This is a genomic window from Streptomyces sp. NPDC059009, from assembly GCF_042740175.1.
GTDB lineage: Bacteria > Actinomycetota > Actinomycetes > Streptomycetales > Streptomycetaceae > Streptomyces.
Window position 1 is genome coordinate 103069 of record NZ_JBHYJB010000022.1, and the last position, 25990, is coordinate 129058.

At 72.3% G+C, this 25990-nt stretch carries 25 protein-coding genes; 12 read left to right on the top strand and 13 right to left on the bottom strand.

Annotated features, from left to right (window positions below; all coding sequences use genetic code 11):
• Positions 1–10: 10 nt before the first annotated feature.
• Together ACFWYM_RS22485 and thpD are read left to right on the top strand one after the other, a co-directional pair.
• On the top strand, positions 11–415 hold the full coding sequence (locus ACFWYM_RS22485; protein ID WP_384839887.1) for an ectoine synthase: 405 nt from the start codon (positions 11–13) through the stop codon (positions 413–415).
• A 55-nt stretch (positions 416–470) separates the two neighbouring features.
• Positions 471–1370, top strand: a complete 900-nt coding sequence (thpD, locus tag ACFWYM_RS22490; RefSeq protein WP_384839890.1) for an ectoine hydroxylase — start codon at positions 471–473, stop codon at positions 1368–1370.
• A 57-nt stretch (positions 1371–1427) separates the two neighbouring features.
• Here thpD and ACFWYM_RS22495 read toward each other — a convergent pair whose 3' ends face one another.
• Positions 1428–2489, bottom strand: coding sequence for an alkene reductase (locus tag ACFWYM_RS22495; protein WP_384839893.1), 1062 nt, complete (start codon positions 2487–2489; stop codon positions 1428–1430).
• Between the two features lie 144 nt (positions 2490–2633).
• On the opposite strand from ACFWYM_RS22495, the gene ACFWYM_RS22500 reads away from it, so the two are divergent.
• The gene (locus tag ACFWYM_RS22500) at positions 2634–3140 is read left to right on the top strand and encodes a MarR family winged helix-turn-helix transcriptional regulator (protein ID WP_384839895.1); all 507 of its coding nucleotides are present in this window, start codon (positions 2634–2636) and stop codon (positions 3138–3140) included.
• Between the two features lie 37 nt (positions 3141–3177).
• Here the strand turns inward: ACFWYM_RS22500 and ACFWYM_RS22505 are convergent, their stop codons facing one another.
• From ACFWYM_RS22505 to ACFWYM_RS22525, 5 genes are all read right to left on the bottom strand, one after another.
• Positions 3178–4233: an aminotransferase class V-fold PLP-dependent enzyme gene (locus tag ACFWYM_RS22505; protein WP_384839898.1), complete on the bottom strand. Its 1056-nt coding sequence runs from the start codon at positions 4231–4233 to the stop codon at positions 3178–3180.
• 69 nt (positions 4234–4302) lie between these two features.
• Positions 4303–5031 carry a DsbA family oxidoreductase gene (locus ACFWYM_RS22510; protein ID WP_384839901.1) on the bottom strand — a complete coding sequence of 243 codons (729 nt, stop codon included), beginning with the start codon at positions 5029–5031 and terminating at the stop codon, positions 4303–4305.
• A gap of 64 nt (positions 5032–5095) precedes the next feature.
• The gene (locus ACFWYM_RS22515; RefSeq protein WP_384839904.1) at positions 5096–5590 is read right to left on the bottom strand and encodes a GNAT family N-acetyltransferase; all 495 of its coding nucleotides are present in this window, start codon (positions 5588–5590) and stop codon (positions 5096–5098) included.
• Between the two features lie 101 nt (positions 5591–5691).
• Positions 5692–6324, bottom strand: a complete 633-nt coding sequence (locus ACFWYM_RS22520) for a DUF1349 domain-containing protein (protein WP_384839907.1) — start codon at positions 6322–6324, stop codon at positions 5692–5694.
• 5 nt (positions 6325–6329) lie between these two features.
• On the bottom strand, positions 6330–7859 hold the full coding sequence (locus ACFWYM_RS22525) for an aldehyde dehydrogenase (NADP(+)) (RefSeq protein ID WP_384839910.1): 1530 nt from the start codon (positions 7857–7859) through the stop codon (positions 6330–6332).
• Positions 7860–7975: 116 nt separating this feature from the next.
• Between ACFWYM_RS22525 and ACFWYM_RS22530 the strand changes: the two genes are divergently transcribed.
• The 6 genes from ACFWYM_RS22530 to ACFWYM_RS22555 all read left to right on the top strand — a co-directional run bounded on the left by ACFWYM_RS22530 (position 7976) and on the right by ACFWYM_RS22555 (position 14191).
• On the top strand, positions 7976–8746 hold the full coding sequence (locus ACFWYM_RS22530) for an IclR family transcriptional regulator (RefSeq protein ID WP_384839913.1): 771 nt from the start codon (positions 7976–7978) through the stop codon (positions 8744–8746).
• 3 nt (positions 8747–8749) lie between these two features.
• Positions 8750–9268, top strand: a complete 519-nt coding sequence (locus tag ACFWYM_RS22535; protein ID WP_384839915.1) for a GNAT family N-acetyltransferase — start codon at positions 8750–8752, stop codon at positions 9266–9268.
• 330 nt (positions 9269–9598) lie between these two features.
• Complete coding sequence (locus tag ACFWYM_RS22540; RefSeq protein ID WP_384839919.1) at positions 9599–10621, top strand: hypothetical protein; 1023 nt, start codon at positions 9599–9601, stop codon at positions 10619–10621.
• Positions 10618–11955 (top strand): sensor histidine kinase, encoded by a 1338-nt coding sequence (locus tag ACFWYM_RS22545; protein WP_384839922.1) that lies wholly within the window; start codon positions 10618–10620, stop codon positions 11953–11955. The genes ACFWYM_RS22540 and ACFWYM_RS22545 overlap by 4 nt, the downstream gene beginning before the upstream one ends.
• A gap of 16 nt (positions 11956–11971) precedes the next feature.
• A complete protein-coding gene (locus ACFWYM_RS22550; protein WP_384839925.1) occupies positions 11972–12649 on the top strand; it encodes a response regulator in 678 nt (225 codons plus the stop codon).
• Between the two features lie 93 nt (positions 12650–12742).
• Positions 12743–14191: a peptidoglycan D,D-transpeptidase FtsI family protein gene (locus tag ACFWYM_RS22555; protein ID WP_384839929.1), complete on the top strand. Its 1449-nt coding sequence runs from the start codon at positions 12743–12745 to the stop codon at positions 14189–14191.
• Positions 14192–14269: 78 nt separating this feature from the next.
• On the opposite strand, the gene ACFWYM_RS22560 is transcribed toward ACFWYM_RS22555, so the two are convergent.
• Positions 14270–15070, bottom strand: coding sequence for an HAD family acid phosphatase (locus ACFWYM_RS22560; protein ID WP_384839931.1), 801 nt, complete (start codon positions 15068–15070; stop codon positions 14270–14272).
• A 117-nt stretch (positions 15071–15187) separates the two neighbouring features.
• Positions 15188–15805, bottom strand: a complete 618-nt coding sequence (locus ACFWYM_RS22565) for a TIGR03086 family metal-binding protein (protein WP_384839934.1) — start codon at positions 15803–15805, stop codon at positions 15188–15190.
• A gap of 218 nt (positions 15806–16023) precedes the next feature.
• Between ACFWYM_RS22565 and ACFWYM_RS22570 the strand changes: the two genes are divergently transcribed.
• Positions 16024–17259, top strand: a complete 1236-nt coding sequence (locus ACFWYM_RS22570; RefSeq protein WP_384839937.1) for an MFS transporter — start codon at positions 16024–16026, stop codon at positions 17257–17259.
• Here ACFWYM_RS22570 and ACFWYM_RS22575 read toward each other — a convergent pair.
• The 4 genes from ACFWYM_RS22575 to ACFWYM_RS22590 all read right to left on the bottom strand — a co-directional run bounded on the left by ACFWYM_RS22575 (position 17234) and on the right by ACFWYM_RS22590 (position 22211).
• Positions 17234–18541 (bottom strand): S28 family serine protease, encoded by a 1308-nt coding sequence (locus tag ACFWYM_RS22575; protein WP_384839940.1) that lies wholly within the window; start codon positions 18539–18541, stop codon positions 17234–17236. The two genes, ACFWYM_RS22570 and ACFWYM_RS22575, sit on opposite strands and share 26 nt — an antisense overlap.
• A gap of 104 nt (positions 18542–18645) precedes the next feature.
• Positions 18646–20004 carry a S28 family serine protease gene (locus tag ACFWYM_RS22580; RefSeq protein WP_384839943.1) on the bottom strand — a complete coding sequence of 453 codons (1359 nt, stop codon included), beginning with the start codon at positions 20002–20004 and terminating at the stop codon, positions 18646–18648.
• Positions 20005–20076: 72 nt separating this feature from the next.
• Entirely contained in the window at positions 20077–21270 is a 1194-nt protein-coding gene (locus tag ACFWYM_RS22585) for a hypothetical protein (protein ID WP_384839946.1), read from the bottom strand.
• Complete coding sequence (locus ACFWYM_RS22590; protein ID WP_384840038.1) at positions 21267–22211, bottom strand: 5-dehydro-4-deoxyglucarate dehydratase; 945 nt, start codon at positions 22209–22211, stop codon at positions 21267–21269. The genes ACFWYM_RS22585 and ACFWYM_RS22590 overlap by 4 nt, the downstream gene beginning before the upstream one ends.
• A gap of 256 nt (positions 22212–22467) precedes the next feature.
• Here ACFWYM_RS22590 and ACFWYM_RS22595 point away from each other — a divergent pair, with 256 nt between their 5' ends.
• Positions 22468–23292, top strand: coding sequence for an NAD-dependent epimerase/dehydratase family protein (locus tag ACFWYM_RS22595; protein ID WP_384839949.1), 825 nt, complete (start codon positions 22468–22470; stop codon positions 23290–23292).
• A 133-nt stretch (positions 23293–23425) separates the two neighbouring features.
• The gene (locus ACFWYM_RS22600) at positions 23426–24619 is read left to right on the top strand and encodes an alpha/beta hydrolase family protein (protein WP_384840040.1); all 1194 of its coding nucleotides are present in this window, start codon (positions 23426–23428) and stop codon (positions 24617–24619) included.
• Positions 24620–24636: 17 nt separating this feature from the next.
• Here ACFWYM_RS22600 and lysA read toward each other — a convergent pair whose 3' ends face one another.
• Positions 24637–25983: a diaminopimelate decarboxylase gene (gene lysA, locus ACFWYM_RS22605; protein WP_384839952.1), complete on the bottom strand. Its 1347-nt coding sequence runs from the start codon at positions 25981–25983 to the stop codon at positions 24637–24639.
• Between the last annotated feature and the right edge of the window lie 7 nt (positions 25984–25990).

A 25990-nucleotide genomic window follows, 5' to 3' on the forward strand; every position in this document is an offset into this window, starting at 1 on the left:
GCAACTCACCGTGATCGTCCGTTCGTTCAAGGACATTGAGGGCACCGACCGGCATGTGAAGGCCAAGTCGGGCACCTGGGAGAGCAAGCGCATCGTGCTCGCCAAGGAGCGCGTCGGCTTCTCCCTGCACGAGACCATCCTGTACGCCGGTACGGAGACGTCGATGTGGTACGCGAACCACATCGAGGCCGTCGTCTGCACCCAGGGCGAGGCGGAGCTGACCGACGACACGACCGGCGAGAAGTACACCATCACGCCGGGCACCATGTACCTGCTCGACGGGCACGAGAAGCACACCATGCGGATCAAGGAAGACTTCCACTGCCTGTGCGTCTTCAACCCGCCGGTGACGGGCCGCGAGGACCACGACGAGAACGGCGTCTACCCGCTGCTCACCGAGCCCGAGGCCGACTGACTTTCGCGTTCTACATCCCGAACAGGGCCGTACGAGAGGAGAGGCAGGCAACACCATGACCACCGCACCCGAACGCACCGCCGACCTGTACCCGACGCGAGGCACCGAAGAGGTGCTGATCGAGCGCAAGGACCCCGTGGTGTGGTCCTCGCCGGGTACCGAAGGGCCCATCGCGGCCGGGGACCTGGCGGGGTTCGAACGGGACGGGTTCCTGGCGATCGACCAGCTCATCACGCCCGATGAGGTGGCCGTGTACCACGCGGAGCTGGAGCGCCTGATGGGCGATCCGGCGATGCGGGAGAACCCGCGCTCCATCGTGGAGCCGCGCTCGCAGGAGATCCGCTCCCTCTTCGAGGTGCACAAGATCAGCGAGGTCTTCGCCAGGCTGGCGGCGGACCCGCGCGTCGTCGGCAGGGCCCGGCAGATCCTCGGCTCGGACGTGTACGTCCACCAGTCGCGGATCAACGTGAAGCCGGGCTTCGGTGCCTCCGGCTTCTACTGGCACTCCGACTTCGAGACCTGGCACGCCGAGGACGGCCTGCCGAACATGCGCACCGTCTCGGTGTCGATCGCGCTCACCAAGAACCACGACACCAACGGCGGGCTCATGATCATGCCCGGCTCGCACAAGACGTTCCTCGGCTGTGCGGGCGCCACGCCGAAGGACAACTACAAGCGGTCGCTGCAGATGCAGGACGCGGGCATCCCGTCGGACGGGACGCTCACGAGCCTCGCGTCCGACCACGGCATCCGCCTGTTCACCGGCGAGGCGGGCTCGGCGACGTGGTTCGACTGCAACGCCATGCACGGCTCGGGGGACAACATCACCCCGTACCCGCGCAGCAACGTCTTCATCGTGTTCAACAGTGTGGAGAACACGGCGGTGGAGCCGTTCGCGGCGCCCATCCGGCGTCCCGAGTACATCGGGGCGCGGGACTTCACTCCGGTCACGTGAGGTAGCTCGTACGGCAGTTGGCCCGGCCCCCGTCGTGGGGCCGGGCCAACTGGCGTTTCACAAGGCCGGGTAGTCCGTGTATCCCTTCGCGTCGCCGCCGTAGAACGTCGCCTGGTCGGGCTCGTTGTAGGGGCCGCCGGCCTGCAGACGGGCGGGCAGGTCGGGGTTGGCGAGGAAGAGCGAGCCGAAGGTGAGCACATCGGCGGTGCCGTCCTCGACCAGGGCGAGGGCGTCGGCCCCGGTGGGGCCCTCGGTCTGCGGGTTCAGGACGAATGTGCCGCTGAAGCCCTGGCGCAGCGTGGTGGTGAGCTCGCGGATGTCGCCCACCTCCATGACGTGCAGATACGCGAGGCCGAGCGCGTCCAGCTCCTTGACCAGGGCGGTGTAGGTGGGCTCGGGGTCGGGCTCGGAGATGTCGTTGAAGGGGTTGCCGGGCGAGACGCGGAAGCCGGTGCGGGCGGGGCCGATCTCGGCGCTGACGGCGCGGGCCACCTCGACGGCGAAGCGGATGCGGTTCTCGGGCGAGCCGCCCCACTCGTCGGTGCGCCGGTTGGAGCCCGGCGCGAGGAACTGGTGGATCAAGTAGCCGTTGGCGCCGTGCAGTTCGACGCCGTCGAAGCCCGCGTCGATCGCGTTCCGGGCGGCGGCCACGAAGTCCCCTATGGTGGCGCGGACCTCGGCGCCGGTCAGCTCGCGCGGGGTGACGAAGTCCTTCGGGCCCTCGGGCGTGAAGACCTGCCCCTGTGCGGCGACCGCGGAGGGCGCCACGTTCACGAGGCCGTCGGGCAGCAGCACCGGGTGGCCGACGCGGCCCGTGTGCATGATCTGGGCGAAGATCCGGCCGCCCTTCGCGTGCACGGCGTCGGTGACCTTCCGCCAGGAGGCGACCTGCTCGGCGCTGTGCAGGCCCGGCGTGAACGGATAGCCCTGGCCGATCGCGGAGGGCTGGATCCCCTCGGTGATGATCAGGCCCGCGGAGGCGCGCTGCGCGTAGTACTCGGCGGTGAGGTCGGTGGCGACGCCGCCCTCCCCTGCCCTGCTGCGGGTCATGGGCGCCATCGCGACGCGGTTGGAGAGCGTGGTGCCGGACAGGTCGATGGTGTCGAACGCGGTGGTCATCGGTGCTCCCAAGACATACGGGTGGCTGGGGACCCACATTTATGTGGTCGGCCAAGCTTTTGGCCGTGCGCCCACTGTAGCGCATTCATTGGCCGACCAAGGTATTCTCGTGGGAGCAGCCGGAAGACCGAGGAGGAGCGCGCGATGAAGGCCGACCCCGCCTGTACCGAGGAACCCGACGTGACCCTGGCGGGCCCCATCAGCCACGCCATCAGCCGGGTCGCCCGGCTGCACCGCCTGACCGCGGGCAAGCTCCTCAAGGACCTCGGCCTCTACCCCGGCCAGGAGCTCCTGATGATGCACCTGTGGGACGCGGGCGCGGTACGCCAGTCCGAGCTCATCAAGCGCCTGGAGCTGGACCCCTCGACGGTCACGAAGATGCTGCAGCGCCTGGAGCAGGCGGGACACGTGCGGCGCCGCCCGGACCCGGACGACCGGCGCGCGGTGCTCGTCGAGACCACCGAGGCCAGCTGCGGGCTGCTCACCCAAGTGGAGGGCGCCTGGGGCCAGTTGGAGGGGCACACCGTCGCGGGGCTGGACGCGGCCGAGCGCGAGCAGCTGGCCGGCCTGCTGGCGCGGGTCGAGGAGAACCTCTGCAAGGAGACGGCGGACTGCCCGGTGGAGGCCAGGCGGGCGGCGGCCGCCAACTAGCCCTTACGGGACGTCAGTTGCCGGTGCGGTCCGGCGCTCAGCCGCCCGTCCCGTCCAGCACGTCCAGGATCCGGTCCACGTCCGCCTCCGTGTTGTACAGGTGGAACGACGCCCGCAGATGGCCCGCGCGCGCCGAGGTGAGGACGCCCGCGCGCCACAGCTCGCCGTGCCGGTCGGCGAGGCCGGGCACCGAGACGATCGACGAGCCGCCCGGGACCGGGGTGTGCCCGAGGCGTGCCAGGCCCGCCCGGTAGCGGTCCGCGAGCGCCATGACGTGGGAGTGGATCGCGGCCACGCCGATCTCCTCCAGGAGGGCGAGCGCGGGGACGGCCGCGTGGTAGGCGAGGAAGGCGGGCGGCTCGTCGAACCGGCGGGCGTCCGGGGCGAGTTCGGTGAGCGGCCCGTACGTGGAGTTCCAGCTGTCGGCCGCCGCGAGCCAGCCGCCGTTGCCCGGCGTCAGGGACTCCTGCGCGGACTCGCTCACCGTCAGGAAGGACGCGCCGCGCGGGCACAGCAGCCACTTGAAGGCGCCGGTCACGGTGTAGTCCCACCAGGAGGCGTCGACGGGGTAGGCGCCCGTGGCCTGGGTCGCGTCCACGAGGGTGCGGGCGCCGTGGGCGGCCGCCGCCTCCCGCAGCGCCGTCAGGTCCGCGGTCCTGCCGTCCGCCGACTGGACCGCGGAGAACGCGACGAGCGCCGTCGAGGGCCGCACGGACGCGGCGAGCTCCGCCAGCGGGGCGTAGCGCAGCTTGAAGTCGCCGCGCAGCAGGAACGGATCGATGACGGAGCCGAACTCGCCCTCGGGGAAGAGGACTTCGCTGCCCGGCGCCAGCGAGCCCGCGATCAGGCCGACGTGCACGGCTACGGAACCGCCGGTGGCCACCCGGGAGGCGTCCGCGCCGACAAGGCGCGCGAATCGCTGCCGCGCCTCGTCCACGACCTCGAAGTCCCCCGCCCCGCCGGGCCTGCCGGAGACCAGCTCCGCGGTCAGGATGCGGACCGCCTCGGCGGCGCGGCGGGGCAGCAGCCCGCAGCTCGCGGTGTTCAAGTAGGTCGACTCGGGCGCGAATTCGTCACCGTTGATGATCCCCATGAGCCAACTGTGCCGTCCGCGCACACCGCCGTCCATTGCGGATGTGTACGCGGATCCGGTAAGCGACGCTTATACGTCGCCCTTGGCCTGCGGGACCTCGCAGCCGTCCGGGCCGCAGGCGTCGCCGGTCGCGGCCCCGTCGAGCGTCGTCAGCGGGGAGCGGCTGCCCCACGCCTGGTCCAGGGCCTGGGTGAAGACCACGGCGGGCTGGGCGCCGGAGACGCCGTACTTCCGGTCGAGGACGAAGAACGGCACGCCGTTCGCGCCCAGTTCGGCGGCCTCGCGCTCGTCGGCGCGGACCTCGGCCGCGTACCGCTCGGGGTCGGCGAGCACCGCGCGGGCCGCGTCGGCGTCCAGGCCCGCGGCGGCCGCGAGCTCCACCAGGCGCTCGTCGTCGGCGAAGACGGACCTCTCGTCGGCGAAGTTGGCGCGGTACAGCAGGTCGAGCAGCGCGTCCTGGCGGCCCTGCTCCTTGGCGAAGTGCAGCAGGCGGTGCATGTCGAAGGTGGAGCCGTGGTCGCGGCCCTCGGTCAGGTAGTCGAGGCCCTCGGCGGCGGCGTTCTCGCCGAGCCGTGCCTCGCCCTCCTTCGCCTGCTGCTCGCTCATGCCGTACTTCTGGGCCAGCATCGGGATCACCAGGCCGGTGTCGTCCTTGGCGCGGCCCGGGTCCAGCTCGAAGGAGCGGTGCACCACCTCGACGCCGTCGCGGTGCGGGAAGGCGGCGAGCGCCTTCTCGAAGCGGGCCTTGCCCACGTAGCACCACGGGCAGGCGATGTCGCTCCAGATCTCCACGCGCATGTTCTCGGCTTCTTTCCAGGTCGTGCGGGACGTACTCAGCTCCACAACACGGCCGCGGAGCCGCTCATTCCCCGACCGGCGACTCCCGGACCGGCGACTCCCCGATCGGCAGACGCATCCGTACGTGGCTGCCGCCGTCGTCGCCCGCGCCCAGCGGCTCCCAGCCCTTGGCCGCGTAGAAGCCCTGCGCCCGCGCGTTGTCCGCGTGCACGTCCAGGATCGCCTCGGTCATCCCGTCGGCCCGCCACTCCTCCACGCACGCCGCGTGCAGACAGCCGCCGATGCCGGTGCGCCACAGGTCGGGGTCCACATGGAACTGGAACAGCTTCACCGTGTCCGCGGGCGCGTCCTCGGGGGTGCGGAAGGAGGCGAGGCCCGCCACACGGCCGTCGCGGACCGCGCACAGGACATGGCCGTCGGGGCGCTCTATGGCGGCGCGCCACCGCTCCGCCCAGTCGACGCCGTCGTCCGGGAACCCGCCCTCGTAGTACGTGGCCCGGGCGCGGGCGTGCAGCTCGGTCAGGGCGGGGGCCTCGGCGGGCACGGCGGTCCTGATCATGACGTTTTGGATCATGTTGGGAAAGACGTGCCGCCCCCGGCGGAGGTTCCGCACCCCTCGCTCAGTCGCTCAGTCACCCAGCCGCTCAGTCGCTCAGTCGCTCACGAGCCGTCGCGCAGCCCCTTCGGCCAGTTCGGGCGGAACTCGATGTTCTCGTACGTCACCACGCACCCCTCCCCCACGGGCGACTGCGCCATGAAGCCGACGAGGGCGGCGCCCGCCGTCTCCTCGTCGCCGAGCGAGAAGATCCGGACGAACGTCCAGTGCTCGCCGTCCGTCGAGGCGTGGAAGGCGAACGCGGACCCGGTGCGGCTGATCCGCAGCCAGGCGCTGGAGCCGTCCACCACGAAGGCGTTGGCGTCGTCGGAACGGCCGCGCGTGACGACCGTGCAGATCGTCGGCTCGTCCGGCGACCGCTCCAGGCAGAGCTTGGCCCACTCCCGCTCACCCACGTGCAGATACAGCACGCCCGCGTCGAAGGCGGCCGCGAAGCCGACCGTGACGCGGACGATCAGCTGGAAGTCACCCTCCGGCGCCCCGAGGAGCCGGGGCGCGTCCGACGCCGGGTCCAGGGCGTCCCCGGTCGGGGCCACGAACCGGTCCTGGCGGGGCCCCGCCCAGCCGGTGAGCACCCCGGCCGCATCCCCGCCGGTCTCGTCGGCCTCGTACGACCAGTGGCCGTCAGGCCCGTACGAGCGCAGCGGAAAGGGCAGTTCGGGGAGTCGGAGGTCCATGGGCGTCAGTGTTCCAGGCGGCCGTTGAAGCGGCGCGGCAGCCCCAGCGGATTGGCGTCGCGCAGCTCGGGCGGGAGCAGCGCCTCGGGCGTCGACTGGTAGGCGACCGGGCGCAGCCAGCGCTCGACGGCCGTGCCGCCGACGGACGTCGAGGTGGACGTGGTCGCCGGGTAGGGGCCGCCGTGGTGCTGGGCGGGGGCGACGGCGACGCCGGTGGGCCAGCCGTTGACGAGCACGCGCCCGGCGAGCGGGGTGAGTTCGGCGAGCAGACCGGCGGCCGCGCCCTCGCCCGCCGCCTCGTCCGACGACAGCTGCACGGTCGCCGTGAGGTTGCCGGGGAGCCGGGACAGGACGGCGGTGATCTCGGCGGCGTCGGTGTAGCGGGCCACGACGGTGACCGGGCCGAAGCACTCCTCCAGGAGCAGGTCGTGCACGCCCTCGGCGGCGAGCCGGGCGGCCGGGACGGTGAGGTACCCCGGGGCCACGGTGTGCTCGCTGCCCGCGCCGGGCGTCACCGGGGCGTCCACGTCCGGGAGTTCACCGCGCTCGCGCACGCCCGCGACGAAGTTGTCCCGCATGCGGTGGTCGAGCAGGACGCCCGCCTCGGTGTCGCTGACGGCGGCGGTCAGGGACTTCAGGAGCCGGTCGCCGGCCGCGCCCTCGGGGGCGAGCACCAGACCGGGCTTCACACAGAACTGGCCGACGCCCAGGGTCATCGAGCCCGCGAGCCCCGCGCCGATCTCCTCGGCCCGCTCGGCGGCGGCCGCCTCGGTGACCACGACCGGGTTGAGGGAGCCGAGCTCGCCGTGGAAGGGGATGGGGACGGGCCGGGCGGCGGCCGCGTCGAAGAGGGCACGGCCGCCGCGTACGGACCCGGTGAACCCGGCCGCGGTGACCAGCGGGTGGCGCACCAGGTCCACGCCCGCGTCGAAGCCGTGCACGAGCCCGAGCACGCCCTCCGGTATGCCGTGGGCGGCGGCGGCCCGGCGCAGCACGACGGCCACCAGCTCGGAGGTGGCCGGGTGGTCGGGGTGGGCCTTGACGACGACGGGGCAGCCCGCGGCGAGGGCGCTCGCGGTGTCGCCGCCGGGCACGGAGAAGGCGAAGGGGAAGTTGGACGCCGCGTAGACGGCGACGACGCCGAGGGGCAGCTTGTAGCGGCGCAGGTCGGGGACGGGCGGAGTGGCCGACGGATCGGGGTGGTCGATGACGACGCCGAGGAAGGAACCCTCGTCGACGAGGTCCGCGAAGGCCCTCAACTGGTAGCAGGTGCGGGCCAGTTCGCCGGTGAGCCGGACCGGGCCGAGCGCGGTCTCCGCGTCGGCGGCCTCCACGAGCTGGTCCCTGGCGCCGTCGAGGAGGTCGGCGGCGGAGCGCAGGAAGGCGGCGCGCACGGCGCGGTCCGCGAGCGCGCCGCGGGCGGCGTGCGCGGCGTGGACCGCCTCGTCCACCTCTTCGGCTGTGGCCTCCACCGCAACCTGCTCGCGCTGCTTCCCGGTTCGGGGGTCGACACTCCAGACTGGTGCTGCTGCCACCGCGGGTTCCTCCAGATGTATGCCACTCACCAGGGCCGTTCGATATATTGAACGCTGTCTTCGTTCATGAACGAAGACTGGAGACTATTTCTCGGCGAACTGAGGGGTCAAGGGCGATGGCGGCTGGCGAGACGGGTGGAGCGCAGGTCAAGTCCGCTGTACGGACCGTGGAGCTGCTCGAGTACTTCGCGGGCCGCCCCGGCATGCACACGCTGGCCGCCGTCCAGGAGGCCGTCGGCTACCCCAAGTCCAGTCTGTACATGCTGCTTCGGACCCTCGTCGACCTCGGCTGGGTGGAGACGGACGCTACGGGCACACGGTACGGGATCGGGGTGCGGGCACTGCTCGTCGGGACCTCCTACATCGACGGCGACGAGGTGGTGGCGGCGGCCCGCCCGACGCTCGACCGCCTCTCCGACGACACCACGGAGACCATCCACCTCGCCCGCCTCGACGGCACGAACGTCGTCTACCTGGCGACCCGTCAATCCCAGCACTACCTGCGGCCGTTCACGCGCGTGGGCCGCCGGCTGCCCGCGCACTCGACCTCGCTCGGCAAGGCGCTGCTCGCCACGCACACCGACGAGCAGGTCCGCAAGATGCTCCCCGAGACGCTGCCCGCGCTCACCGAACACACCATCACCGACCGGGAGAAGCTCATCGAGGAGCTCCGCGTGGTGCGGGAGCAGGGCTTCGCCGTCGACCGCGAGGAGAACACGCTGGGCCTGCGCTGCTTCGGCGTGGCCATCCCCTACCGCACGCCGGCCCGTGACGCGATCAGCTGCTCGGTGCCGGTGGCGCGCCTCACCCCCGCGCACGAACAGATGGTGAAGGACGCCCTGTTCGACGCGCGCGACCGGCTGACACTGGCAACTCGTAGGCTCTGAGCCATGGTTGAGTTCACCGGTTTCACCGGATTCCCCGCACGCGAGGCGGCCGAGGTGTCCCTGCGTCCCGTCCACGACAGCGACGTGCCCGTCTTCTTCCGCTGGGCGAACGACCCCGAGTCGAACCAGGTCGCGGCATTCACGTCCCCCCGGTCCGCGGACTGGGACCGTTTCACCGCGCACTGGACCGAGCTGCGCACGTCGGCCGACACCGACGTGCGGACGATCCTCGCGGACGGCGACGTGGCGGGGCACGCGGGGGTGTGGGGCGAGCCGGGCCGCCGCGAGGTCACGTACTGGGTGGACCGCTCCCAGTGGGGCCGGGGCATCGCCACGGGGGCGCTGCGGCTGCTGCTCGCGGAGATCGTGGAGCGTCCGCTGCGGGCGCGGGCCGCTGCGGACAACGTGGGGTCGCTGCGGGTCCTTGAGAAGTGCGGGTTTCGCCCCGTGGGGCGGGAGCGGGCCTACGCGAACGCGCGGGCGGGTGAGGTGGACGAGGTGCTGCTGGCACTGCGTGGCTAGCCCCGTCGTGCCTGCGGCGCCTTCTCCCCAACCCCGCCCCTTCCCGGCTGCATCCATTGGCGCGCTCCGCGCGCGCAGGGGGCTCCGCCCCCAGACCCCCGGACGCGCTGGACCACTCAGCCCGTCCGGCGTTTGAGGACGAGGCGCGAAGCGCCGATGGGGGCAAGGGGCGCAGCCCCATGAGCCCCACCCAGGGCGACGGAGTCGCCGTTTCGGGAAGGGGCGGGGCTGGGGAAAGGACCGCCGGAGGCACCCCCCTCCCCCACGCGGCGGAGGCGGATCACCGGCAGGCAGGATGTCCGCCGCCCCCGCCCACGCGAGCGTGGACGTATGACGCCGACAACCCTCCCCGCAGCCACCGCCACAGCGACAGCGACAGCGACAGCAACAGCGGCGGGCACCCGCCACACCCCCCAGCGCGCCCGCCGCGCCCTGCGCACCCTCGCCATCACCGCCTGCCTCCCCTACATCACCCTCAAGCTCGCCTGGGTCGCGGGCAGCCACATCGGCATCCCCGACGGCAGCTCGCTCCTCGACCACCGCGCGACCATGGTCGTCGCCAACAGCGTGACGATCCTGATGGACGCCGCCGTCGTCGCCCTCGCCCTCCTGCTGACCCGCCCCTGGGGCCTGCGCGTGCCCGCCTGGCTGCTCGCGCCGCCCATGTGGGCCGCGAGCGGGCTGCTCGCGCCGATCATGACCGGGTACCCGCTGCAGCTGCTGGTGAAGGCGGCCGGCGGCACCGTGAACAAGCCCGCGGACACCGGGCGCAGGGCGTTCCTCGACGACTGGGTCTTCGGCGTCGTCTACACCGGGTTCATCCTCCAGGGCCTCGCCCTCGGCACCCTCTTCGTGCTGTACGCCCGCGACCGCTGGGGCCACCTGTGGCGGGGCAGGGTGCGCGACCTGCCGGGCAGCACCACGGGCCGGACGCAGCGCACCCTCGCCGTGGCCGCCGCCGTCGTCGCCCTGTTCCCGGTGGTGACGCACCTGATGTGGGCCGGCGACGCGGAGTGGGGGCGGAGCGAGAGCCGCTCCGGCGGGCTGACCAGCGACGCCCACGTCCTGGAGGCCATGTACGCGGTCTTCCTGCTGGCCGCCGTCGCCGGTGGCCTCCTGCTCGCCTTCCGCGCCGGGCGGACGCTGCCCGTGAAGGTACCGCTCGCCCTGGCCTGGGTGGGCTCGGGCGCCGCGGCCTGCTGGGGCGGCTGGCTCGGTCTCGCCGCGGTCACCCAGGTCTCCGAGCAGCCCACGACGGTCATGAACCTCACTTACGCTGGGCACATGATCGTCGGGATCCTCGTCGCCGCCATCGGTGTGCGGTACCTCAGGGAACGGGCGAACGCCGCGTGAACTCCCGCGCAAGGTCCGCGAGTTCGGCCCTGTTCGGGCACCGGGCGCGCCGCCGCTGGATCCATCTGATCCTCGGCGGCGCGCTCGCCATGCCGTATGTCCTCGTGGGCTCCGTCGTCATCGGTCCGCTCCTCGGCGACGGCGCCATCCTGAGCTCGATCGGCTCCCAACTCCTCTCCTTCGCCATCGGGTTGCCGCTCGCCGCCGTCACCGCGCTGTTCCCGCTGACCCGGCCCATGTCCGTGGCGGCGGTGCGGGCGCTGTGCGCGGTGCCGGACGAGGCGCTCGCGGACGGGCCCGCGCGGTCCCGGGCCGCGAAGCAGCGGACCGTCGCCTGGTTCACGCTGCACCTGGGGTTCGGCGGCGTGATCAGCGGGATGTCGATCGCGCTGCCCCCGTTCGCGCTGTTCCTGATCGCCCTGCCGTTCGCCGCCGTCCTCACCGGCAGCAGGCTCGGACTTCCCCCGTACCTCGACCACACCTGGGTGCTGGCCGTCGCCCCGGTCGCCGGTGTGCTCTTCCTGGTGGCGCTCGCGGCGTGCGCGGCGGCGGCCGGGGGGCTGCTCGCCCGCTGGGCGCCCGCCCTGCTCGGGCCGACCCCCGCCGACCGGCTCGCCGAGGCCGAGCGGCGCGCCGCCGACCTCGCCGTGCGCGGCCGCATCGCGCGCGAACTGCACGACTCGGTGGGCCACGCGCTGAGCGCCGTGACGCTCCAGGCGAGCGCGGCGCGCCGGGTCCTGGACCACGACCCCGAGTTCGTGCGCGAGGCGCTCGCCGCCATCGAGGACACCACCCGGCGCACCGTGGGCGAGCTGGACGCGGTCCTCGGGGTGCTGCGCGAGGCGGGCGACGCCCGGTCCACTGCGCCCGCGCCCACCCTCGCCGCCGACCTGGACGGGCTGCTCCGGCGCACCCGCGCGGGCGGCCTCAAGGTGACGGCCACCGTCGGCCTGGACCCGGCGGAGCTGCCGCCGCTGGTCTCCCGGGAGGCGTACCGCATCGTGCAGGAGGCGCTGAGCAACGCGCTGCGGCACGGCGGCGAGGGCACCGACGTCACCCTGCGCCTGACCCTCGGGGCGGACCCGGCGCGGGCGGGCTCCGAGCTCACCGTCATCGCCGAGAACCCGCTGCCCGCCTCATCCGGTTCCGCCGCACCCCGCCCCGGCGGCGGTCACGGCCTGCGCGGCATCGCCGACCGGGCCCGGGTGCTCGGCGGCGCCGCCGAATGGGGTCTCCCCTGCTCGAACGCAGTTGAGAGCGTGGGGAAAGGACCCGACCCCGCCGCCGGGCTGTGGCGGCTGACCGTACGGCTTCCGCTGAAGGGACATCCATGACCGTGAAGGGACATCCATGACCGAGCCCGCCCGCGACCGCCTCCGCGTCGTCCTCGCCGACGACGAGCGCATGGTGCGCACCGCGCTGCGCGCGATCCTCTCCGCCGAGCCGGGCCTGGAGGTCGTGGGCGAGGCGGCGAACGGCGCGGAGGCCGTCTCCGTCGTGCGCGACCTGGAGCCCGACGTGGTGCTCATGGACGTCCGGATGCCGGAGATCGACGGGATCCGCGCCACCGAGCAGATCCTCAAGGGCATGGCGCGTCCGCCCCGGATCGTCGTCGTGACGACCTTCGAGAACGACGCCTACGTGTACGAGGCGCTGCGCGCCGGCGCCTCCGGGTTCCTGCTGAAGCGGGCCGACGCGGACGAGCTGGTGCAGGCCGTGCAGCTCGTCGCGCGCACCGACTCGCTGCTCTTCCCCGCCGCCGTGCGCGCCCTGGCCGCCGAGCACGCCCGCGCCCGGCCCGCCGCCCCGCCCTGGGTGGCGCGGCTCACCGGGCGTGAGCACGACACCCTGCGTCTGATGGCCGAGGGCCTGACGAACGCGGAGATCGCCGCGCGCCTCGGGGTCGGCCCCGCCACGGTGAAGACCCATGTGGCCGGGATCCTGTCGAAGACGGGGGCCCGGGACCGCACCCAGGTGGTGATCGCGGCGTACGAGGCGGGGCTCATGAACGACCGGAACGGTTCCTGAGCACCCGGTGAGAACCTAAGAACTCGCTGAGAAAACCGCCACAACCGCGCCAGAGTGGAACGAATCGCTCCACCCCGCTCGTCCTCCCGTGAGATGAACAAGACGATCAGGCGCGTCTCGGTCTTCACACTGCTCCTCGTCCTGGCCCTGCTGGTCCGGGTGAGCTGGGTGCAGTTCTACGAATCGAAGGCGCTCGCGGACGACAAGCACAACCGGCGCAACGCGATAGAGCAGTACGCGTACCCGCTGGGCAACATCATCGTGGGCGGTGACTCCATCACCGGCTCCGCGCGGACGAAGGGCGGCGACCTCGCGTACAAACGCACCTACAAGAGCGGTTCCCTGTACTCGGCCGTGACCGGCTACAGCTCGCAGGTGTTCGGCGCCACGCAGCTGGAGGGGATCTACAAGGACGTCCTCGACGGCACGGACACCCGCCTGAAGAACCCCCTGGACGTCCTGACCAACAAGCGCGCCGACCCCGGTGACGTGGTCACGACCATCGACCCGGCGGTGCAGAAGGCCGGCGTCAAGGCGCTCGGGAACACCAAGGGCGCGGCCGTCGCCATCGACCCGAAGACCGGCCGGATCCTCGGCATGGTCTCGACGCCTTCGTACGACCCGTCGAAGATCAGCGGGTCCACGGACGGCGACGCCTGGAAGAAGCTCCAGGAGGACAAGGACAAGCCGATGGTGAACCGCGCGCTGCGCCAGCCGCTGCCGCCCGGCTCGACCTTCAAGCTGGTCGTCGCGGCCGCGGCCCTGGAGGACGGCCTCTACGGCTCGGTGGACGCCAAGACGGACAGCCCGAACCCGTACCGGATGCCGGGCACCGTCACGGACCTGAAGAACGAGAACCCGTCGGCCCCCTGCGAGAACGCGAACATCCGCACGGCCCTGCAGTACTCCTGCAACAACGTCTTCGGCAAGATGGCCGTCGACCTGGGCCAGGACAAGGTCAGGTCGATGGCGGAGAAGATGGGCTTCAACGCCGACAAGCTGGACATCCCGGTGCGGGCGGGCGAGAGCGTCTACCCGTCGAAGATGAACAAGTCGCAGACGGCCCTGTCCGGCATCGGCCAGTTCGACGTGACGGCGACGCCGCTGCAGATGTCGATGGTCTCGGCCGCGATCGCCAACGGCGGTGAGCTCGCGAAGCCGCACATGGTCTCGCAGGTCACCGACTCCTCCGGCAACGAGCTGCAGAAGTTCGACGACGGCGACAGCCAGCGGGTGATGAGCGAGTCCACCGCCGAGGGGCTGCAGTCCGCGATGCAGACGGTCGTCGAGAAGGGCACCGGCACCAACGCCAAGATCAGCGGCGCGACGGTCGGCGGCAAGACGGGTACGGCGCAGCACGGCGAGAACAACAGCAAGACGCCGTACGCCTGGTTCACGTCCTACGCCAAGGGCAGCGACGGCAAGGAGGTCGCCGTCGCGGTGATGATCGAGGACTCGGGCGCGGCCCGCGCCGAGGTCAGCGGCAACGGCCTGGCGGCGCCGATCGCCAAGGCGATGATGCAGGCGGCCCTGAAGGGATGACGGGCGGCGGGGGCGCCCCGGGATGGGGCGCCCCCTGAATCCGGCCTGAGCCCGGTCTGGATCCGGCCTGAGCCCGGTCTACTCCACGAAGTACGTCGGGTTCGGGAGCTTGTACGTCTTGTTCGCGTAGCCGCCCGCGAGGTCCGACGCCTGGTCGCCGAAGCTGCCGACGATGTCGTAGCCCGTCGACTCGATGTGCTTGCGGGTGCCCTCCTTGAACTGCACCGTGTCGCACTTCCAGGCGGCGGGCGTCGCGCAGTGGCTCAGGTACGCGGGCGGGTTGGGCTTGTTCTTGGTGAAGACGTGCGTCGGGTCGAGCTTCGTGTCGTAGCCCGCCTTGGCGAGGTTGGTGACGGCGCCCTCGCGCTGCGACTCGGCGAGACCGGTGAGGAAGAAGACCTCGACGCCCTTGCTCTTGGCGTACTTCACCAGCTCCGGCATGCCGAAGACGGCGGGCCGCTTGGCCGCCTTGACGTAGGCGTCCCACGTGTCGTTGTTGTACGTGAAGTTGGTGCGCTTCTCGTAGTCGAAGCTGAGCAGCGCGGTGTCGTCCACGTCCAGGACGATCGCGGGCTTCTTGCCGTGCTTGCCCTTCCCGGCGTGCGCGGCGGCCCGCTTGATGTCCTTCTTGGCCTTGGCCTGGATGCGCGCCAGGTCCTTGGCGTACGGGCTGTCGGGCGAGGAGTGCCACACGCCGTCGGCGTCCTGGGAGGCGCCGTAGTACTCGTCGATCTGGCGGACGAGCAGGGCGATGTTCTGGGGCTCCGAGGTGTGCCGGGACCCGGCGTTGTCGGCGGTGGCGGCGCCGGTGCCGTAGAGGGCGGCGCCGGCGACGGCACAGGTGGTGGCGATGCCCGCGATGCGCAAGGACTTCCGCATAGAGCGATTCTCCCGATCTGGGGTCTGGTGCTGCTGATCTCTCTCAGCAGGTCAACGACTGTCTACGCGCATCACACGCCCGCCCACCAGACGCTGTCCGGACCCTTTACTCGATCGTTAGGCCCCACCGGGTCCCGTGCGGGTCCAGCGCGGGTCCCGGCCGCTCAGGCCGAGCACCCGGTCAAGGAGCGGCGTGTCGTCCGGCACCGCGACGGGCGGGCCGAACGGCCCCTCGCCGGGCGGCAGTCCGGCGAAGGTGGCGACCAGGCCGTGGCAGGTCTCGACGTCGGCCGGGGCGGGGGCGTACTCCTGGCCGGTGGCGCGGGCCAGGTCCCAGCCGTGCAGCAGGAGCTCGTCGAGGACGACCGTCGCGGCGACCTCGCCCGGCATGGTGAAGCCGCCCGCCTGGGTCTCGCCCGCCCAGGCCGCCGGGTCCCGCCACGCCTCCACGAGGCCGTCGAGGTGCCCCGGCAGCTGGGTGCGCCAGTCGTCCGGCAGCTTGGGGATGTCGCTTCCGGGGGCGCCCTCCGTGACCGGCCCGAGGTTCTTGCGGGCCACGTCCTGGAAGGCCCGGCTCAGGTGCACCACGTGCGCGAGCAGCTGCTCGACGCGGAACTCCGAGCAGGGGGTGGGCGCGTCGAGGCGGTCGTCCGCGATGCCCTCGGCGATCCGCGCCATGAGACGGGCCTGCGGGGCGAGGTCGAACATTCCGGCCGTGGGGGTCGCTTCCGTCATGGTTCCTCCGTGCGTCGTGAGTCCTGGGGTCTGAGTCTTGGGGTCTGGGGCCTGGGTCCTGGGTCCTGGGGCCCGGGGGCCTGGGTCCCGGGTCCCCGGGTCCCCGGGTCCTGGAAGGTAGACCTCAGGCGTGGCCCGAACTCATCGGCGCGCGCCGGACGTTCCTAGGGAGGCTGCCCGATCCGGCGACAGGGGCCTTAGGCCGAGCATCGGCTGGCATGACGCATACGGAGACGGACGCGACCCCGGCGAGGACGTTCGGGCGGATCCTGCGGGACCGCAACGCGGGGCTCTATCTGGGCGCCGTCCTGGTGTCGGGCTTCGGGTCCACGGCGATGTGGCTGGCCTCCGGGATCTGGGTGAAGGAGCTGACCGGCTCCAACGGTCTCGCCGCGCTCTGCCAGCTCGCCCTCTGGCTGCCCACGCTCCTCGGCCCCCTGCTCGGCACGCTCGCCGACCGGACCCGGCGCAGACCGCTCCTGGTCGCGGTCAACCTGGGCCTCGCCGTGCTGCTCCTGCCCCTGTTCGCGGTCGACGCGGCGGACCGGCTGTGGATCCTCTTCGTGGTCCTCGTCGCGTACGGGGCGTGCGGCGTCGTCGCCGACGCGGCGGAGGCCGCGCTGGTGGCGACGGCCGTCGACAAGGAGCTGCTCGGGGACTTCAACGGGCTGCGGATGTCCGCGAACGAGGGCATGAAGCTGGTCGCGCCGCTCGCCGGGGCGGGGCTCTTCGCCGCGTACGGGGGCTCCCGGGTGGCGCTCCTGGACGCCGTCACCTTCGTGCTCGCCGCCGGGATGTACCTGCTGCTGCGGGTGTCGGAGAGCACCCCGGCGCGGGACACGGCAGGGTGGCGGACCGAGACCGCCGAGGGGGCGCGGTACTTGTGGGGACACCGGGAGCTGCGACCGCTGGTGCTCGCGGGCGGCCTGACGATGCTGGCCTCGGGCCTGGGCTCGGGCACGCTCTACGCGATCATCGACGGGCTCGGGCACTCCCCCGCGTACTCGGGGGTGCTGTATGTGGCGCAGGGCGCGGCGACGGTGCTGCTCGGGGTGGTGTCGGGGCCGGTGATGCGCCGGTTCGGGGAGCGCGGCTTCGCTGGCGCGGGCATCGCGCTCACCGGCCTGTCGGCGGCGCTCCAGGCACTGCCGAGCGACGCGGCGGTGCTCGCGGGGAGCGTCGCGAACGGGCTCGGCCTGCCGTGCGTGCTGATCGCGGGGCTCACGGCGGTGCAGCGCCGGACCCCCGACGCCCTCGTCGGCCGTGTCGCGGCCACCGCCAACACGCTGATGTTCGCGCCCACCGCGCTGGGCATCGCGCTCGGCGCGGCCCTCGTCGAGACGGTCGACCACCGCGTACTGCTGCTGATGCTCGCGGGGGCGCGGCTCCTGGTGGCCGCGCCCCTCTTCAAGTCCCTTCCTGTTCCGGCTACTTCACGTCCGCCCAGCGCTTGACGGTGGTGACCGCCTCGGCGAGCTGGGCCGGCGGCAGCTTCTCGATGGCGGCCGTGTGGTTGGCGCCGGGTGCGACGTAGCGGTACGAGTCGTGCGCGCTCGGCGTGAACCGCTCGGAGCTCCACGGGTCGTTCCCGGCGTAGATGAACATCATCCGCTCGCCCTCGGTCCTCACCCAGCGGTCGACGTCGGCCACGGTCCTGCCGTCGTGGTCGGCGCGCAGGGCGGCGGGCAGCAGGGAGTTGGGCTGCCGCAGGCCCGGGTAGCGGAGCAGGTCATCGAGGTGCTTGAACTTCAGGTCGGCCCAGCCGAGTTGGGTGGCGGCCTGCCGGTTGTACGGGTTGCCCTCGGCGTCGTCGTCGTGCTCGACGTACATGCCGTACTTCATCGACCAGGCGTAGAGCTCGTCGTCGGTGGCCTTCTTGGCGTCGGGCACGGTTGCGCAGTCGGCCTCCGTGTGACTCTGCCAGAAGCCCCACACCAGCTCGAGCACGGCGTACTCGTAGGCGCGGTCGGCGGTGCCGAGGCCCTTCTCGAAGCTGTAGCCCTCAGCCTTGGCGTCCGCCTCGAACGTGGGGAGCAGCGCGTCCCGGCGTACGAGCATCTCGCGCTGCACGGCGCCGAGTGCGTCCCTGCACGCGCGCGTGCCGACCGTCTTGAAGAAGCGCTCATAGGCGCTGTCGTCCTTGTTGTTCGCGTCGTTCGGCGCGACGACCGCGACGACGCCGTCCAGGTCGTCCGGGTAGTAGCGCTCGTGGAACGTCGCCGTCTGCCCGCCCTTGCTGGCGCCGAGGCCGATCCACTTGCCCTTCTCGACGGCGCGCAGGGCGCGGGTGATGCGGTGCTCGTCGGCCGCCTCCTGCTGGACGGTGAGCTTGGACCAGTCGTCCTTGGCCGCGCCCGTGGGGCGGGACTCCTTGAAGTACCGGTGTTCCACGCTGACTTGGTTGGCGTCGAGGATGTCGGTGAGCGTGTTGGTGTCGTAGTTGAGGCCGTAGCCGGACGTGAAGAGGACGGTCGGCTTGTCGGTGGCCTTGTGCCAGAGGGTGAGGCGCTGGGTGAAGGTGCCCGCTTCGGGGTGGCCGTGGTCGACGGGCTGCGCGTAGGTGAGCTTGTAGAGGGGGTGTCCCTTGTCGTCCTCCACCGAGGTGACGGTCATGCCCGGGATGGATTCGAGACGTTCGCGGAAGTCGTCGGCGGCCGCCGCGGACGGGCCGCTCACCATCACTGTTCCGGTCATGAGTCCGGCGCAGAGCAGCACGGATATCCCCTTGTTGCGCACCTGAATGCCTCCTTGGGCTGAAGTGACGCCTGGTAAAGAAAGTGTAAATGGCAGTCACTTCAGCCCTGCGGGCACCCCTCTCCTCAAGTGCCTTTACAGGTCGGCTACTTCACGTCCGCCCAGCGCTTGATGGTCGCCACCGCCTCCGCCTGCTGCTTCGCGGGCAGCTTGGCGATGGACGCGCCGTGGTTGGCGCCGGGCACGACGTAGCGGTGGGAGTCACGGTGGCTGGGGGTGAACTTCTCGGCGCTCCACGGGTCGTTCTGGCCGTAGACGAACATCATGCGCTCGCCCTTGGTCTTCACCCAGTGGTCGACGCCCGCGATGGCCTTGTTGGAGTAGGTGCCGCGCATCGCGGCCGGGAGCACCGAGTTGGGCTGGTAGATGTCCGGGTAGTGGCGCACACCCTTGAGGTGCTTGAACGTGAGGTCGGCCCAGCCGAGTTGGGTGGCGGCCTGGCGGTAGTAGGGGCCGGTGCCGTGGGTGCCGAGGTCCTCGTCCTGGTAGACGCTGAAGCCGTGCTTCTTCGACCATCCGTAGAGCTCTTCGTCGGTGGCCTTCTTGGCGTCGGGCACGGTCGCGCAGTCGGCGGCGGTGCCGCTCTGCCAGAAGTTCCACACCTGGTCGAGGACGGCGAACTCGTAGGCGCGGTCGGCGGTGCCGAGGGTCTCCTCGAAGGTCTGGCCCTCGGCCTTCGCGTCCGCCTCGAACTGAGGGAGCAGGGCGTCCCGGCGTACGAGCATCTCGCGCTGCACGGCGTTCAGGGCGTCCCTGCACGCGCGCGTGCCGACCGTCTTGAAGAAGCGCTCGTAACCGCTGTCGTCCTTGTTGTTCGCGTCGTTCGGCGCGACGAACGCGACGACCGCGTCCAGGTCCTTGGGGTAGAAGCGCTCGTGGTACGTCGCCGTCATGCCGCCCTTACTGGCGCCCGTGCCGAGCCACTTGCCCTTCTCGATGGTGCGCAGGGCCCGGGTGATCCGGTGCTCGTCGGCGGCCTCCTGCTCGACGGTCATCTTGGACCAGTCGTCCCCGGCCGCTCCGGAGGGGCGGGACTCCTCGAAGTAGCGGTGTTCGACGCTGACTTGGTTGGCGTCGATCAGCTTGGTGAGGGCGGTGGTGTTCGAGGCGAGGGTGTAGCCGCCGGTGTAGAGGACGGTCGGCTTGTCCGTGGCCTTGTGCCACAGGGTGAGGCGCTGGGTGAAGGTGCCCGCGCCGGGGGCGTCGTGGTCGACGGGCTGCCGGTAGGTGAGCGAGTAGAGGGGGTAGCCGTCCACGTCCTTCACCGAGGTGACCTTCATGCCCGGGAGGGACTCCAGGCGTTCACGGATGTCCTCGGCCCGGTCGGCGGCGGCCGCGCGGGCGGGGGCTCCGGTCTGTGCCGTGGCGGACACCGATCCGGCGAGCACGGCGGTGCCCGCCATGAACCCGGCGCAGACCAGCGCGGATATTCTCTTGGTACGCACCGTTCCTCCGATGGTGATCGGTTGTGGTGATCAGTGTGCTGATCAGCCGTGGTGCGCGGATCGTAACCGTGATCACTCCGGTCGCGACAGGGTCTCCCGCAGCGCCGCCCGGACGAGGCCGAGGTCATCGTCCGAGGCCAACCCGGCGTGGTAGAGCCGCAGTTCGGTGGCGCCGAGCTCCGCCGCGCGGGCCGCGTCCCGGGCGAGCGAGGCCGGACTCCCGCCCATCCCGGAGACGACGGTGAAGTTGGCGGCCACCATCCCGCGCCCCTGGGCGGCGAACGGCTCCAGGGCCCGGGCGCCGCCCGTGCACGGCACCACGACCCCGTCCGCCACGGAGAGGATGTGGGCGGGGTCGACGCCCGCGTTGGCCCCGCAGCGGTACGACAACGGGTCGGCGTGGAGCAGCACTTGGAAGCCTTCGGGAGCGGCGGCCCGTACCGCAGCGACACACGCCTCCTGGAGAGTGCGCGCCGCCTCCTCGCGCCACGCGCGCGTGGCGGCCGCCGTCTCGGCACCGAGGAGCTCCTCGACCCCGGCCCAGCCCCCGGCGGGCTCCTCGCCCCGCCCTTCCCCCTGCTCCCCCTGCCATACGGGTTCCAGGGCGCGGCGGACGCGCACCGCCAGCTCGTCCGGGTCCAGGCCGTGCCGCGCGTACCCCGCACGGCAGTCGGCGCAGAAGCAGAGCGACATCAGGTACTGCCCGGCCTCCCCCACGCCGACCCCGGCGATCTTGTCGTGGGCGTGCAGATGCGTGAGCCCGTACCAGCCGCAGGACTCCAGCTCGGTGCCGCGCGCCCCGGGCCGCACCGCCGCCTCGGCCGCGAGGGCCACCAGGTACGCGCGCGTGGCGGGCTGCGCGATGCAGGGCGCCCACGGGTAGCGGTCGCCGTACGCGTTCACCACGGAGGTGTGCGGATGCTCGGCGCCCAGGCGGGAGTTGTGGGCGAGCACGACCCAGGTGTGCACGTCGAGCCCGGCCTCCGTGAGGGCTCGGGCCGCCTCTCCGTAGGCGTCTCCCGGGGCCCACGCTCCGGCCGCGTACGGGCGCAGCGCACGACCCTCCCAGCGGGCGTCCGGCTCGTACAGGACCGCCGCGTGCTCCGCCGTGACGATGCGGTGGCGGGGGTGGCGGGGGGTGAGGGCGCGGGTGGAGTGGTAGGCGGCGGCGAGGGTGACCTGCCGGACGCCGAGGTCCGCGGTGCGGGCGGCGGCTCCGGGGTCGCCGACGACGTCCCACGGGTACAGGAAGGCGGCCGCCCTCACACGCCCTCCCCGAGCAGCGCGCGGCCGCGCTCGATCAGTTCGGCCAGCCGCTTGACGTGCTCCTCGGCGGGCTCGTGCAGCGGCGGCCGCACCGGCCCGACATCGAGGCCGCCGAGGCGCACGCCCGCCTTGACGAGCGAGACGGCATAGCCGCGGCCCTCGTTGCGCAGGTCCACGAACGGGCGGTAGAAGCCGTCGACGAGGCGGTTCGCGGTGGTGTCGTCGCCGGAGTTCAGGGCCCGGTGGAAGGCGAGGGCGATGTCGGGCGCGAAGCAGAAGACGGCCGAGGAGTAGAGGGTCACGCCGATGCCCCGGTAGGCGAGGCCGGTGAGCTCGGCGGTCGGCAGGCCGTTGAAGTAGAGGAATGCGCCCGGGACTTCGGCGCGCACGGCGCTGACGGTGCGCTGCATCAGGTCGAGGTCGCCGACGCCGTCCTTGAAGCCGATGATGCCCTCGGTGCGGGCGAGACGGACCACGGTCTCGGGGGTGAAGACGGCGTTGTCGCGCTGGTAGACGACGAGTTCGAGGGAGGTGGCGGCGGCCAGCTCGGCGTAGTGCCGCAGCAGCCCCTCCTGCCCGGCCACGACGAGGTACGGCGGCATGGCGAGCAGCCCGTCGGCGCCCGCCTGTTCGGCGAGGCGCGCGTACCGCACGGCGAGCGCGGTGCCGTACCCGGCGCCGGCGACGACGGGGACGCGGCCCGCTGTCTCCTCGACGGCGGCACGCACGCAGTCCTGGAACTCCTCGGGCGTGAGCGCGTGGAACTCGCCCGTGCCGCAGCAGGCGAAGACGGCCGCCGCGCCCGCGTCGACGCCCGCGCGCACGTGCGCGCGGAAAGCTTCGAGGTCGACGGCGCCGTCGGGCCCGAAGGCGGTGACCGGGAAGAACAGCGGCCCGCTGGGGATGCTGAGCCGAGCGGCGAGGGACACTGGGGGCGGCACTGACGTCACGGGCTCTCCCTAAGCGTGCACGTTTCTGATCCGCGTCTATATTCCTGAACGCGCCTACGCTAAGACGCCGCCACGAGCGCGGTCAAGCGCGCGAACTCGCGGCCCAGGACCGGAGTTGACTCCTCCGCACCCCCTCAATATCCCCGCGCCACCCCCTCCGCAGCACCCTTGACTCGGCACCCCTAAGATCCCTACGTTGTCCACGGATGTGAATGCGGTACACCATTTCGTACGAGGAGATCCCCTCATGCCCGCTCCCCGCACCGTCCTGCTCACCGGCGCCGCAGGCGGCGTCGGCACCCTGATGCGGGGGCTGCTGCCCGCCTACGGCTACGCGCTGCGGCTGCTCGACGCGCGCCCCATCGAGGGCGAGCCGGAGGCGGTCATGGCGGACCTCGCGGACCGGGAGGCGCTGCGCGAGGCGCTGCACGGGGTGGACGCGGTGCTCCATCTCGCGGGCATCTCCCTGGAGTCCACCTTCGACAAGATCCTCGCGGCGAACATCCAGGGCACCCACAACCTCTACGAAGCCGCGCGCGAGGCGGGCGTGGGCCGCGTCGTCCTCGCCTCCTCCAACCACGCGGTGGGCTTCACGCCCCGCCCGTCCGGTCCATACCCCCTTCCCCAGGAGGCGTTGACCCCCATCGACACCCCGCGCCGCCCCGACACCTTCTACGGCCTGTCCAAGTGCTTCGGCGAGGACCTCGCCCAGCTGTACTGGGACCGGCACGGCCTGGAGACGGTGTCGGTGCGGATCGGCTCGTGCTTCATGGAGCCGACGAGCGTGCGGATGCTGTCGGTCTGGATGTCGCCCGGCGACGGCGCCCGCCTCTTCCACGCGGCCCTCACCGCCGAGAACGTCGGGCACACGGTGGTGTACGGCTCCTCCGCCAACACCCGCCTGTGGTGGGACCTCGGCCCGGCCCGGGCGCTCGGCTACGCGCCGCAGGACGACTCGGAGCCGTACGCGGACAAGCTCATCGCCGAGCAGGGCGAGCTCGACCCGGCCAACCCCGACCACACCCACCTGGGCGGGCACTTCTGCACGAACCCGCCGGTCTGGCCGTACTGATCACCAACAGGGGCTCTCATACCAGGAGTTGATGCCGGGCGCTCGCGGGTACCCCCACGGTGGCACTCCGCTTCACACCGGGGTCCGATGTGGCTCACGACGTGGACGATCTAGGTTCGTACGCATGACCGCGATGCGTAACCGAGCGCGTGACCGCGCCGCCATGACCGTCCTCGCCCTGACCCTCGCGCTGCCCCTCGCCGGGGCGGGCAGCGCGTTGGCCGCGCCTGCGGATCCCGCCCGCTCGGCGGCCCGTCCGGCGTCAACGGCCCCCGCCACGGCCCGGATCGAGCTGCCCCGGCCCACCGGCGAGCACGCGGTGGGACGCGACACCCTGCACCTCGTCGACAAGAGCCGCCGCGACCCGTGGGTGCCGTCGGCGGGTGCCCGTGAACTGATGGTGTCGATGTTCTACCCGGCCAAGTCCCCGGGCGGGCGCCCCACTTCGTACCTGAGCACCGAGGAGGCCCGGCTCCTCCTCAGGGACAAGGGCTTGGAGGGCAAGGTGCCCCCGGAGGCGATCAGCGCCACCGGTACGCACGCGCGCGGCGGAAGCCGCCCGGTGCACGGCAGGTTCCCGCTCGTCGTGCTCTCGCCCGGCTTCACCATGCCGCGCGCCCTCCTCACGAACCTCGCCGAGGACCTGGCGAGCCGCGGCTACGTCGTCGCGACCGTCGACCACGCCTATGAGTCGACGGGCACGGCCTTCCCCGGCGGGCGGATCCTCACCTGCGTCGCCTGTGAGTCCCTGGAGAAGCCCGGCACCGGCAAGAAGATCACCGAGGGTCGGGCCGAGGACATCTCGTTCGTGCTCGACCGGCTGACCGGCCGCCACTCCGCGTGGGCGCACGCCCGCATGATCGACCGGCAGCGCATCGGTGCCGCCGGGCACTCCATCGGCGGGGCCGCCGCCCTCGCGACGATGACCACCGACCGCCGGGTCCGCGCCGGGGTGAACATGGACGGGTCCTTCCACACCACACCGAAGGGACTCGGCAAGCGGCCGTTCATGATGCTGGGCACCCGGAGCATGCACCACCCCGGCGGGAAGGACGAGAGCTGGGACAGGACCTGGGCGGGCCTGGACGGCTGGAAGCGATGGCTCTCGGTGTCCGGCACGGGCCACTCCAGCTTCACGGACGCCCCGGTCCTGCTCGGCCAGCTCGGCGTCGACGACCCCGAGGCACCACTGTCCTGGCAGCGCTCGGAGGAGATCACCCGGGCCTATGTCGCGGCCTTCTTCGACCAGCACCTGAAGGGCGAGCACCAGCCGCTGCTCGACGGCCCGATGGCACCGAACCCGGAGGTCGTCTTCCAGCGGCCCTGACGCCCCGCAAGGGCTCCCTACAGCCCCACGTCCCGCGCCCGCAGATCCTCCAGGGACTCCCGGCGCACGAGCAGCCGGGCGGCGCCGTCCGCCACCGCCACCACCGGCGGGCGGCCCACCAGGTTGTAGCCGGACGCCATCGACAGGTGGTAGGCGCCCGCGACCGGCACGGCGAGCAGATCGCCGGGGTGGACGTCCTCGGGCAGCGGCACATCGGCGGCGAGCACGTCGCCCGCCTCGCAGTGCCGGCCCACCACCGTGACGGAGTGCGCGGGCGCCGCCGAGTGGCGGCCGACCAGGCGCGGCGTGTAGCGGACCCCGTACAGGGCGGGCCGCGGGTTGTCGCTCATGCCGCCGTCGACGGCGACGAACACCCGCGTCCCGGTGCGCTTCACGGCGAGCACCCGGTACAGGGCGATGCCCGCCGAGGCCACCACCGCCCGCCCCGGCTCCACGGCGAGGCGGGGCACCGGAAGGCCCACCTGGGCGCACCCGTCGGCGAGCTCGCGGCGCACCTTGCGGGCCAGCTCGGGCACGTCCAGGGGGTGCTCGCCGGGGCGGTAGGCCACCGCGTGGCCGCCGCCGAGGTCCAGCTCGGGCAGGGTGACGCCGTGCCGGTCACGGATCCGGGCCATCAGGCCGACGAGGTGGCGCACCGCCATCACGTACGGCTTCGGGCTGTCGATCTGGGAGCCGATGTGGCAGTGCAGTCCGGTCAGTTCGAGCCGGGGCTGCTCCAGGAGGCGGGTCACGGCGTGCATGGCCGAGCCGTCCGCGATGGACAGGCCGAACTTCTGGTCGTCGGTGCCGGTGCGGATCGCGGCGTGGCCGCCCGCGGCGACACCGGGCACCACGCGCACCATGACGCGCTGCGCGGACTCGGCGGGCACATTGGCCGCGAGCCTGCTGATCTCACAGGTGCTGTCCACGACGATGCGGCCGACGCCGAGGCGCAGCGCCGCGCGCAGGTCCTCGGGGCTCTTGGCGTTGCCGTGGAAGACGATGCGCTCGGGCGGCAGGCCCGCGACGACGGCGAGCTCCAGCTCCCCGGCCGAGCACACATCGAGCCCGAGCCCCTCCTCCTGCACCCAGCGGACCATGGCCCGGCAGAGGAACGCCTTGGCCGCGTACAGCACGTCGGCGTCGGGGAACGCGGCCTTGTAGGTGCGGCAGCGCTCGCGCACCTCGGCCTCGTCGAGGACGTAGACGGGGGTGCCGAACCGCTCGGCCACCTCGTGGAGTTCGACGCCGCCGACGGTGGGCAGGCCCTGCTCGCCGGGGGTCGTGGAGGCGGGCCAGACCGCGAGGTCGTCGCCGGAGGAGTCCTCCGGGAGCTGCGCGGTGGCGATGGTGGTGACTGCCATGGTGGTC

Excerpts from the sequence above, each read along its gene's own strand:
- thpD (WP_384839890.1), top strand. The coding sequence starts at position 471 with ATGACCACCGCACCCGAACGCACCGCCGACCTGTACCCGACGCGAGGC.
- ACFWYM_RS22495 (WP_384839893.1), bottom strand. The coding sequence starts at position 2,489 with ATGACCACCGCGTTCGACACCATCGACCTGTCCGGCACCACGCTCTCC.
- ACFWYM_RS22500 (WP_384839895.1), top strand. The coding sequence starts at position 2,634 with ATGAAGGCCGACCCCGCCTGTACCGAGGAACCCGACGTGACCCTGGCG.
- ACFWYM_RS22505 (WP_384839898.1), bottom strand. The coding sequence starts at position 4,233 with ATGGGGATCATCAACGGTGACGAATTCGCGCCCGAGTCGACCTACTTG.
- ACFWYM_RS22510 (WP_384839901.1), bottom strand. The coding sequence starts at position 5,031 with ATGCGCGTGGAGATCTGGAGCGACATCGCCTGCCCGTGGTGCTACGTG.
- ACFWYM_RS22515 (WP_384839904.1), bottom strand. The coding sequence starts at position 5,590 with ATGATCAGGACCGCCGTGCCCGCCGAGGCCCCCGCCCTGACCGAGCTG.
- ACFWYM_RS22520 (WP_384839907.1), bottom strand. The coding sequence starts at position 6,324 with ATGGACCTCCGACTCCCCGAACTGCCCTTTCCGCTGCGCTCGTACGGG.
- ACFWYM_RS22530 (WP_384839913.1), top strand. The coding sequence starts at position 7,976 with ATGGCGGCTGGCGAGACGGGTGGAGCGCAGGTCAAGTCCGCTGTACGG.
- ACFWYM_RS22535 (WP_384839915.1), top strand. The coding sequence starts at position 8,750 with ATGGTTGAGTTCACCGGTTTCACCGGATTCCCCGCACGCGAGGCGGCC.
- ACFWYM_RS22540 (WP_384839919.1), top strand. The coding sequence starts at position 9,599 with ATGACGCCGACAACCCTCCCCGCAGCCACCGCCACAGCGACAGCGACA.
- ACFWYM_RS22550 (WP_384839925.1), top strand. The coding sequence starts at position 11,972 with ATGACCGAGCCCGCCCGCGACCGCCTCCGCGTCGTCCTCGCCGACGAC.
- ACFWYM_RS22555 (WP_384839929.1), top strand. The coding sequence starts at position 12,743 with ATGAACAAGACGATCAGGCGCGTCTCGGTCTTCACACTGCTCCTCGTC.
- ACFWYM_RS22560 (WP_384839931.1), bottom strand. The coding sequence starts at position 15,070 with ATGCGGAAGTCCTTGCGCATCGCGGGCATCGCCACCACCTGTGCCGTC.
- ACFWYM_RS22565 (WP_384839934.1), bottom strand. The coding sequence starts at position 15,805 with ATGACGGAAGCGACCCCCACGGCCGGAATGTTCGACCTCGCCCCGCAG.
- ACFWYM_RS22570 (WP_384839937.1), top strand. The coding sequence starts at position 16,024 with ATGACGCATACGGAGACGGACGCGACCCCGGCGAGGACGTTCGGGCGG.
- ACFWYM_RS22595 (WP_384839949.1), top strand. The coding sequence starts at position 22,468 with ATGCCCGCTCCCCGCACCGTCCTGCTCACCGGCGCCGCAGGCGGCGTC.
- ACFWYM_RS22600 (WP_384840040.1), top strand. The coding sequence starts at position 23,426 with ATGCGTAACCGAGCGCGTGACCGCGCCGCCATGACCGTCCTCGCCCTG.
- lysA (WP_384839952.1), bottom strand. The coding sequence starts at position 25,983 with ATGGCAGTCACCACCATCGCCACCGCGCAGCTCCCGGAGGACTCCTCC.